General features: G+C 73.0%; 3 protein-coding genes and 1 pseudogene. All 4 read right to left on the minus strand.

Going from position 1 to position 10,356, the window contains the following annotated elements; all coding sequences use genetic code 11:
* Positions 1 to 14: 14 nt before the first annotated feature.
* A complete protein-coding gene (mhpA, locus tag RWE79_RS21500) occupies positions 15 to 1,673 on the minus strand; it encodes a bifunctional 3-(3-hydroxy-phenyl)propionate/3-hydroxycinnamic acid hydroxylase MhpA (protein WP_475941693.1) in 1,659 nt (552 codons plus the stop codon).
* Between the two features lie 18 nt (positions 1,674 to 1,691).
* A pseudogene (locus RWE79_RS21505) lies at positions 1,692 to 4,838 on the minus strand (type I polyketide synthase); the annotation flags it as partial.
* 44 nt (positions 4,839 to 4,882) lie between these two features.
* Positions 4,883 to 5,041, minus strand: a complete 159-nt coding sequence (locus RWE79_RS21510; RefSeq protein WP_475941694.1) for a hypothetical protein — start codon at positions 5,039 to 5,041, stop codon at positions 4,883 to 4,885.
* Between the two features lie 113 nt (positions 5,042 to 5,154).
* On the minus strand, positions 5,155 to 10,275 hold the full coding sequence (locus tag RWE79_RS21515; RefSeq protein ID WP_475945984.1) for a type I polyketide synthase: 5,121 nt from the start codon (positions 10,273 to 10,275) through the stop codon (positions 5,155 to 5,157).
* Positions 10,276 to 10,356: the final 81 nt, after the last annotated feature.

Below are 10,356 nucleotides of genomic sequence, written 5' to 3' on the forward strand. Positions count from 1 at the left end.
CTGATCCGTGTGCGCTAACCCGCCGGGACCGGCACCGCCGCCCCCAGAGCCGCCCGCAACTGACCGATCACCTGGGACAGTTCGGCCCGGTCGTTCGCGCCGCCGTAGACGTAGAAGTCCGGACGGATCAGCAGGGCCCGCGCGCGGCACTCGGCGAGATGGCGCAGATGGACGCCCTCGGTGTCGGTGACCTGCCAGGGGGCGGTGGCCGGGGTGCCGGCCGGCAGCACCTGCACCAGACGCGTGCCGAGCCGCTCCAGGAAACGCAGATCCTCCTCGGCCGGCAGCGCGGCCGGGTCGTCCGCGCACAGCAGCACGAAGCCGGTCCCGACCACCTCGTCGAACAGCCCGCTCCGCCCGGCGCGCTCCACCCGGCCCTGCGGGGCCAGCTCCCCGGCCGGGCGGCGCGGGGCACGGCCCGCCGAACACCGGTACAGCAGACCGTCCTTGAGCGGCTGCACCGCACCCTGCGGGCGGCCGCCGCCCAGCCCGCGGTCGCGGGCCGCGAGCATGGCGGTGTCCCGCTCGGCGGCCGCCACCGGGTCGTCCTGGCAGATGACCCGGCCGAGGTTCACCGACATCCCGATGGCGTGCTGGACATGCCCGCGCCGCTCCCGCTGATAGCTGTCGAGCACCTCCTGCCCGGCCCGGCCGGTGAGCACCAGGTCCAGCTTCCAGGCCAGGTTGGCCGCGTCCCGGAAGCCCGAGCACATGCCCTGCGCGGCGAACGGCGGCATCAGATGGGCGGCGTCGCCCGCCAGCAGCAGCCGGCCCGAACGCCACTGGTCGGTGGAGCGCGCGTTGAAGGTGTACACGGCGTGCCGCTCCAGGACCGCGTCCTCGGGCGTGACACCCTGCTCGCCCAGCAGCTGCCAGGCCCGCTCGGCGGTGTTCAGCTCCTCGACGGTCTCACCCGGCACCCGCATGAACTCCCAGCGCCGGTGCCCCGGCCCGGCCGACACATGGGTGCGGGGCCGGGCCGGATCGCACACCTGGAGGTTGTTCGGCTCGTACACGACCGGCCGGTGCGGGGCCACGTCACAGATCAGCCAGTCGTGCGAGAAGCCGAGGTCGGTGACGGTGGCGCCCATCTCACCGCGTACGAAGCTGTTCGCGCCGTCGCAGCCCACGACCCAGCGGGCGGTCAGGGTGCGGGCCGTGCGGGCCGCACCGCCGGCGGGCCGGACGGTCAGCGACACACCGTCGTCGGAGACGGCGAGGCCGACCGCCTCGTGGCCCCGCAGCACCGTGAGGTCCGGCAGCCGCGCACCACGGGACTCCAGGGCGGCCTCCAGCCCCGGCTGGTACATCGCGGTCGAGTCGGCCCAGCCGCACCGGCCCCGCTCGGAGGCCTCGATGCGCAGCAGGGACCGCCCCTGCGCGTTCAGCCACTCATAGGCCCCGGACGGTTCCGAGAAGCCCGGGATGGCGTCGGCGAGCCCGGCATCGGCCAGGATGCGTGCCGACTCGCTGTCGAAGTTGACCGCGCGCGGCATGGCGTACGCCTTCGGCCACCGCTCGACGGCGGTGACGCGGTGGCCGCGCTGGGCCAGCAGGATGGACAGGGTCTGCCCGACCGGGCCGTAGCCCACGACAAGGACGTCGCTGTCGGTCGCGGCGGTGACGGTCGCGGCGGTGACGGTGGCGGTGGTGGCGTTGCCGGTGGGAGGCATGGCGGTCCGTCAGCTCCCTCAGGCGGCCGCGGCCGGGGCAGCGGCCGGCAGCAGCGGTTCGAGGAACTCCGCGACCATGCCGGGGGTCGGCTGGTCGAAGAGCAGCATGGCGGGCAGCGCCAGACCGGTGGCCTCGGAGATCCGGTTACGCAGCTCGACGGCGGTCAGCGAGGTGAAGCCGATGTCGAAGAAGCCGCTGTTCTCCTCGATCTCGTCGAGGCCGTCATGGCCGAGTACGGCGGCTGCCTGGCCGCGCACCAGATCGGTGAGGACGTCGAGCCGCTCGTCGGCGCCCAGTCCGGCGAGCTTCGCGGCGAGGACCTCGCCGGGCTCCTGCGGGCCCTCGTTGTCGTCGGTCAGGTTCTGCGGGGTGGTGTTCTCGCCGTTGCCGGTCACGATCGATGCCTCCAGCCAGTAGTGACGGTGTTGGAACGCGTACGTGGGAAGGTCGGTCCTGCGCGCCCCGGTACCGGCGAAGGCCGGGCCGAAGTCGACGGGGGCGCCCCGGACCTGGAGCTTCGCCAGCGAGGCCCAGAAGGTGGCCAGGCCGCCTTCGCCCCGGCGCAGCGACCCGGCGACCACGGCGCCGCCGGGCATGCCGTCCAGGGCCTGCTGCAACGCGGGCACCAGGACGCCGTGCGGGCTGGACTCGACCCAGATCTGGTAGCCCTGGTCCCGCAGCGCGGCCGCCGCGTCCGCGAACCGGACGGTGCGGCGCAGGTTCTCGTACCAGTACTTGGCGTCGGTGTCGCCCGCCCCGATCCACTCCCCGGTGACGGTGGACAGCATCGGGATCACCGGCTTGCGGGGCTCGATCGGCGCCAGCAGGTCGTACAGCTCGGTACGGATGTCCTCGACGTGCGGCGAGTGCGAGGCGTAGTCGACCGGGATCCGCCGGACCCGCACGCCCTCGTCGTTGAGATGCGCGGTGAACTCGTCCAGCGCCCCGGCCCCGCCCGCGATCACCGTGAACCCCGGTCCGTTGACCGCCGCGACGGCCAGTTCGGTGCTCCACGGCTCCAGCCGGCGGGCCGTCTCCTCGGCGGGCAGGAACACCGTGGCCATGCCGCCCCGGCCGGTGATCGCGCCGATCGCCCTGCTGCGCAGCGCCACCACCAGGGCGGCGTCCTCCAGCGAGAGCGCCCCGCTGACGGCCGCCGCGGCGATCTCGCCCTGGGAGTGCCCGATCACGGCGTCCGGCTCGATCCCGTACGAACGCCACAGCGCCGCCAGCGACACCATCATCGCGAACGAGGCCGGCTGCACCACGTCCACCCGGTCCAGCGACGCCGCGCCCTCGGCCTGCCGCAGCACATCGGTGAGCGACCAGTCCACGTACGGTGCGAGCGCCGCCTCGACCTCGGCGATCCGGGCCGCGAACACCGGCGACTCGTCGAGCAGCCGGCCGCCCATGCCGAGCCACTGCGAGCCCTGCCCGGGGAAGACGAAGACGGTCCGGCCGTCCACGTCGGCCGTGCCCTGCACCACCTGCGCCGCCGCCGGGGTGTCCCCGTCGGCCAGTGCGCCGAGGGCCGCCAGAGCGGCCGGACGGTCCGCGGCGACGACCACGGTCCGCCGCTCCAGCGCCTCACGGGTGGTCAGCAACGAGTGCCCCACATCGGCGAGTGAGAGGCCGGGGAGGGAGTCGAGGTGGTCGTGCAGCCGCCGCGCCTGGGCGCGCAGCGCGGCGGGCGTCCGCGCGGACAGCAGCAGCGGCACGGCGGGGGGCGCGGTGGCCGTGCCGGTGCCGGTGCCGGTCGCGGCCGCGGTCGCGGGCTCTGCCTGGGCTGCGGGTTCGGGGGCCTGTTCGATGATGACGTGGCTGTTGGTGCCGCTGACGCCGAACGAGGAGACGGCGGCCCTGCGTGGCCGGTCCAGCTCCGGCCAGGGGCGCTGCTCCGTGAGCAGTTCGACCCCACCGCCGCTCCACTCGACCTTCGGCGACGGTTCGTCGATGTGGAGGGTCTTGGGGAGGGTGCTGTGACGTATCGCCTGGACCATCTTGATGATGCCGGCGACGCCTGCGGCGGACTGGGAGTGGCCGATGTTGGATTTCAGGGAGCCCAGCCACAGCGGCTGGTCCTGGGGTCGTCCCTGTCCGTAGGTGGCGATGACGGCCTGCGCTTCGATCGGGTCGCCGAGGGTGGTCCCGGTGCCGTGGGCTTCGACGGCGTCGACGTCGGCGGTGGTCAGTCCGGCGTTGGCGAGGGCCTGGCGGATGACGCGTTGCTGGGCGGGGCCGTTGGGGGCGGTGAGGCCGTTGGAGGCGCCGTCCTGGTTGACGGCGCTGCCACGGACCACGGCCAGCACGGGGTGGCCGTTGCGGCGGGCCTCGGAGAGCCGTTCCAGGAGGACGAGTCCTGCGCCCTCGGACCAGCCGGTGCCGTCCGCCCCGGCGGCGAACGCCTTGCAGCGGCCGTCCGGTGACAGACCCCGCTGGCGCGAGAACTCCACGAACACCCCCGGGGTGGCCATCACGGCCACGCCGCCGGCCAGGGCCATCGAGCACTCGCCGCCACGCAGCGCCTGCGCGGCCAGATGGACCGCCACCAGCGAGGACGAGCAGGCCGTGTCCAGCGTCAGCGACGGCCCCTCGAACCCGAAGGTGTACGAGATCCGTCCGGAGGCGACACTGCCCGAGTTGCCGATGCCCAGCAGCCCTTCCACCTCCTTGGGGATCTGCTGCAGACGGCCGGCGTAGTCGTGGTACATCACCCCCGCGTAGACACCGACGTTCGTGCCGCGCAGCGACCCGGGTGCGATACCGGCCCGCTCGAAGGTCTCCCAGGCGGTCTCCAGGAGCAGCCGCTGCTGCGGGTCGGTCGCCAGCGCCTCGCGCGGTGAGATCCCGAAGAAGGCGGCGTCGAACCCGGCCGCGTCGTGCAGGAACCCGCCCTCGCGGACGTAGGACCTGCCGGACTGATCGGGGTCGGGGTCGTAGAGCTCGTCGGTGTTCCAGCCCCGGTCGGCGGGAAACTCGGTGATGGCGTCGGTGCCGTCGGCGACCAGCTGCCACAGCTCCTCGGGGGTGGTGACGCCGCCGGGCAGCCGGCAGGCCATGCCCACGATCGCGATCGGTTCCCGGGCGGCTTCGGCGGCCTCGGCCTGCTCACGCTTGAGGCGCTCGTTCTCGATGAGCGAGGCGCGGAGTGCCTCGATCAGCTGGGCGGACCTGTCCTGCGTCGCTGTCATTGCTTCCTCCGTGTGAGTCACTGGACTGCCCTGCCGCCGAGGGCGAGCTGCAGCAGGCTGTCGACGCTCATCGCGCCGATGAGTTGGTTAGCGCCGGTGTCGTCGGTCTCCCCGGCCGGCTGATCCCCCTGGTCCGGCTGACGGGTGGCCTCGACGTGCGGCAACACCCGGTCCACGACACCCAGTTCGGTCAGCCGATCCAGCGGTGCGGTGGCCAGGAAGCGCCGGATCGCTGCCTCCTGGGCCTCCGGGAGCGCGGTGGCCGGGGTTGTGGTGACGGTGGTGGCGGTCAGGTGTTCCTGGAGGTGGTGGGCGAGGGCGGTGGGGGTGGGGTAGTCGGGAAGACGAGGGTGGCGGGCAGTTTGATGCCGGTCGCGGTGGTGAGGCGGTTGCGCAGATCCACCGCGGCCAGCGAGTCGAACCCGACGTCCTTGAACGCCTGGCCGGCCTTGACCGCGTCCAGCCCCGAGTGCCCGAGCGCCGCGGCCGCCTCGGCCCTTACCAGGGTGAGCAGTTCACGCTGCCGCTCGGCCGGCGAGAGCCCGGCGATCCGGTCGGCCAGACCGTTCGCGCCCGCCTGCTGCGCGGTGCCGGCCTGTTTGCGGGTGGGGCGGATGAGGGTGTGGAGGAGGTGGGGGGTGGGGTGGTTGCGGGCGTAGGCGGTGAGGTCGAGTTTGGCGGGGACGAGGGTGGGGCGGTCGCTGGTGAGAGCCGCGTCGAAGAGCGCGAGACCTTCCTCGGGGGTGAGCGCGCGCATCCCGCCACGGGCGGAGCCGGCCGGCAGACCGGCCGCCATCCCGCCACTCTGCTCCCACAGCCCCCAGGCCAGCGAGGTCGCCGGCAGGCCCTGGGAGTGCCGGAACCGGGCCAGCTCGTCCAGAAAACCGTTGGCGGCGCCGTAGTTGGTCTGCCCCCGGTTGCCCAGCACACCCGTCACCGACGAGAAGAGGATGAAGGCTTCGAGGGGGTGGTGGTGGGTGAGTTGGTGGAGGTGCCAGGCTCCGTCGGCTTTGGGAGCGAGGACGGTGTTGAGGCGTTGGGGGGTTTGGGCGGTGAGGGTTCCGTCGTCGAGGGTGCCGGCGGTGTGGATGACGGCGGTGATGGGGTGGTTGTCGAGGAGGGTGTGGAGGGTGTGGGGGTTGGTGGTGTCGCAGGCTTCGATGGTGATCTGGGCGCCGAGGGTGGTGAGTTGGTCGGTGGCGGGGGTGGTGTGTCCGGTGCGGTTGGTGAGGATGAGGCGGTTGACGTGGTGGTGGGTGATGAGGTGGTGGGCGATGAGGGTGCCCAGGGAGCCGGTGCCGCCGGTGATGAGGACGGTGCTGTGGGGTCCGAGGGGGCTGGGTTTGTCGGGGGTGGTGGTGTGTCGGTTGAGGCGGGGGACGGTGAGGGTTCCGTTGGTGAGGCGGAGGTGGGGTTCGCCGGTGGCGAGGGCGGTGGTGAGGGCGTGGGTGGAGGTGGGTGTGTTGTCGAGTTCGGCCAGGACGATCCGGTCGGGGTACTCCAACTGCGCACTGCGCACCAGACCCCGCACCGCACCGGCCTCGGGACCGTCCGAGCGGAGCACGACCACCAGGGGCCCGTCGGCGGGGGCTGACTCCTCGACGTACGACTGGAGTCCGGCGAGTACGCGGCCGGTCAGCTCGCGCACCTGCTCGGGCATGTCGAGGTCCGTGACCGGGCTCGCGTCCAGCGGCGTCCAGGCCGTCGGCGCGGCGGCGGCCGCGTCCAGCGCGACCGGGATCCACTCCACCGTGAACAGCGCGTCCCGCAGCGGGTCTCCGCCGCCGGTCAGCTGATCGGCGCTGACCGCCCGGGTGACCATGGAGCCCACCGAGGCCAGCGGGGCACCCGCCGGGTCCGTCAGTTCCAGCGACACCCCGCCGCCGGCGGGCGCCGCGTGCACCCGGAGCGTCGAGGCACCGGTGGCGTGCAGGGTCACGTCGTTCCAGGCGAACGGCAGCCTGACGCCGGTGTCGTCCTCCGTGCCGGGCGCGGCCGGGCAGAAGGTGCTGGCCTGGAGCGCGGCGTCGAGCAGGGCGGGATGCAGACCGAAGCGCTCGGCTGTCCCGCTCTCGGGTTCGTCGAGCGCGACCTCGGCGAACACCTCCGCACCCCGTGTCCACACCTTCCGCAGGCCCCGGAAGACCGGCCCGTAGGAGAGACCGGCGGCGTCCTGACGCTCGTAGAAGCCGCCCAGGTCGGCCGGTTCGGCACCGGCGGGGGGCCACACGGTCGGACCGGCGGTGCCGGGCAGCGGGGCCGCCGTGTCGCTCAGGAAGCCCGAGGCGTGCCGGGTCCACGGCTCGTCCGCGGCGGCGGACTCCGGCCGGGAGTGGATGGTCAGCGGACGCCGGCCCGTCCCGTCGGGCGCCGTGACACCGATCCGCAGCTGTACGCCACCGTGCTCCGGCAGCACCAGCGGCGCTTCGACGACCAGTTCGTCCAGTGTGCCGCTGCCGGTCTCGTCCCCGGCCCGTACCGCCAGCTCGACCAGCGCCGACCCCGGTACGACAGCCACGCCCGACACCGTGTGGTCGGCCAGCCAGGGGTGGGTGGACAGCGACAGCCGGCTGGTGCACCACAGCCCCGCCGAGCCGGGCAGCCCGAGGACCGCGCCGAGCATCGGATGACCCGCCCCCGCCAGCCCGGCCGCGGACACGTCACCGGCCGAGCCGTTGCCCGCCAGCCAGTAGCGGTCACGCTGGAAGGCGTACGTCGGCAGCGGCACCTGACGGGCACCGGTGCCCTCGAACAGCGCCAGCCAGTCCACGCCGCGCCCGACCGCGTGGAGCCGGCCGGCCGACTCCACGAGTACGGCCGCCTCCGGACGGCCCCGCCGCAGCGCCGGAGCGACGGTGACGGTGGCCTGGTCGGCCTCGGGGGTCCCGAGGGCTTCCAGGGTCTGGCCGGTCATGGCGGTGAGGACGGCGTCGGGGCCGAGTTCGAGATAGACCCTGGTCCCCTGCCGGTGGAGGGTGGTGACGGCGTCGGCGAAGCGGACGGCCTGGCGGGCGTGGCGGACCCAGTAGCCGGGGGTGCGGATGTCGTCGCCCGCGAGTTCCCCGGTCAGCGTGGAGACGATCGGGATACGGGGGGCGTGGAAGGTCAGCCCCGCGACGATCCGGCGGAACTCGTCGAGCATCGGGTCCATCAGGGGGGAGTGGAAGGCGTGGGAGACCGTGAGCCGCTTGGTGCGGTGTCCGGCTTCCTTCAGCTGTGCGGCGATGCCCTGCACGGTGTCGTCGTGTCCGGAGATGACGACGGAGGAGGGTCCATTGACGGCGGCGACGGCTGCGCGGTCGGTGTGGCCTTCGAGCAGGGGCAGTACGTCGGCTTCGGTGGCCGACACGGCGATCATGGCGCCGCCGGCGGGCAGGGCCTGCATCAACCGCCCACGGGCCACGACGAGCGCACTCGCGTCCGCAAGCGTGAGAACGCCCGCCACATGAGCAGCCGCAATCTCACCGATGGAGTGTCCGGCAACATAATCGGGTCGCACTCCCCAGGATTCGTGGAGTCGGTACAGGGCGACTTCCAGGGCGAACAGGGCGGGTTGGGTCCAGCGTGTGTCGTCCAGCCCGTCACCGAAGGCGATGACCTCGGCGAGGGGTCGGTCGAGGTGGGGGTCGAGTGCGGCGCAGGCCTGGTCGAAGGCTTGCGCGAAGACCGGGAACGCGTCATGGAGTTCGCGGCCCATTCCGGCCCGCTGCGCACCCTGACCGGTGAAGAGGAACGCCAGCTTCCCCGTGCCGCGTTCGCCTTCGACGAGGCCGGGGGCGGGCCGCCCCTCGGCCAGTGCGGCCACGCCGTTCAGCAGCTCCTCGCGCTGGCCACCCACGATCACCGCGCGGTGCTCGAAGGCCGTACGCGTGGACGCCAGCGAGTAGCCGACGTCGACGGGATCGAGGGCCGCGTCACCGGAGGCGAGCGCGTACAGCCGTGCCGCCTGAGCGCGCAGCGCGTCCGGGGTGCGGGCCGACAACACCCAGGGGACGGCGGGGGGCGCGGTGGCCGTGCCGGTGCCGGTCGCGGCCGCGGTCGCGGGCTCCGGCTGGGCTGCGGGTTCGGGGGCCTGTTCGATGATCACGTGGCTGTTGGTGCCGCTGACGCCGAACGAGGAGACGGCGGCCCTGCGCGGCCGGTCCAGCTCCGGCCAGGGGCGGGCCTCGGTCAGCAGCTCGACGGCCCCGGCCTGCCAGTCCACATGCGGCGACGGTTCGTCGATGTGGAGGGTCTTGGGGAGGGTGCTGTGACGTATCGCCTGGACCATCTTGATGATGCCGGCGACGCCTGCGGCGGACTGGGAGTGGCCGATGTTGGATTTCAGGGAGCCCAGCCACAGCGGCTGGTCCTGGGGTCGTCCCTGTCCGTAGGTGGCGATGACGGCCTGGGCCTCGATCGGGTCGCCGAGGGTGGTCCCGGTGCCGTGGGCTTCGACGGCGTCGACGTCGGCGGTGGTCAGTCCGGCGTTGGCGAGGGCCTGGCGGATGACGCGTTGCTGGGCGGGGCCGTTGGGGGCGGTGAGGCCGTTGGAGGCGCCGTCCTGGTTGACGGCGGTGCCGCGGATGACAGCGAGCACGGGGTGGCCGTTGCGGCGGGCCTCGGAGAGCCGTTCCAGGAGGACGAGTCCTGCGCCCTCGGACCAGCCGGTGCCGTCCGCCCCGGCGGCGAACGCCTTGCAGCGGCCGTCCGGTGACAGACCCCGCTGGCGGGAGAACTCCACAAAGGTGTCCGGGGTGGCCATCACGGCCACGCCGCCGGCCAGGGCCATCGAGCACTCGCCGCCACGCAGCGCCTGCGCGGCCAGATGGACCGCCACCAGCGAGGACGAGCAGGCGGTCTCGACGGTGACCGACGGGCCCTCCAGCCCCAGGGTGTACGACACCCGGCCCGAGGTGGCGCTGCCCGAGTTGCCGATGCTGAGCATGCCCTCGACCTCGCGCGGCACTTCGGTGAGCCCGAGCGCGTAGTCGTGGTACATCACCCCCGCGTACACGCCGACGCTGCTGCCGCCCAGGGTGACCGGGTCGATACCGGCCCTTTCGAAGGTCTCCCAGGCGGTCTCCAGGAGCAGCCGCTGCTGCGGGTTCATGGAGAGCGCCTCGCGGGGCGAGATTCCGAAGAAGGCGGCGTCGAACTTGTCGGCGTCGTGCAGGAACCCGCCTTCGCGGACGTAGGACTTGCCGGACTGCTCGGGGTCGGGGTCGTAGAGCTCGTCGGTGTTCCAGCCCCGGTTGACGGGGAATTCGGTGATGGCGTCGGTGCCGTCGGCGACCAGCTGCCACAGCTCCTCGGGGGTGGTGACGCCGCCCGGGAGCCGGCAGGCCATGCCCACGATCGCGATCGGCTCGGACTTCACCGCCTCGATGTCGCGCAGCCTGCCCTGCGTCTGCTTCAGCTCGGCGACCACGCGCTTGAGATAGTCGCGGAGTTTCTCGTCATTCGTCATCGGAAAGCCTGTTCCTTTGTCTCGTGTCCGGTGCGTCCGGTG

This window comes from Streptomyces sp. RLA131, assembly GCF_056270125.1.

What these genes read in the sequence shown, in the direction of transcription:
- mhpA (WP_475941693.1), bottom strand. Translation starts at nt 1,673, where the DNA reads ATGCCTCCCACCGGCAACGCCACCACCGCCACCGTCACCGCCGCGACC.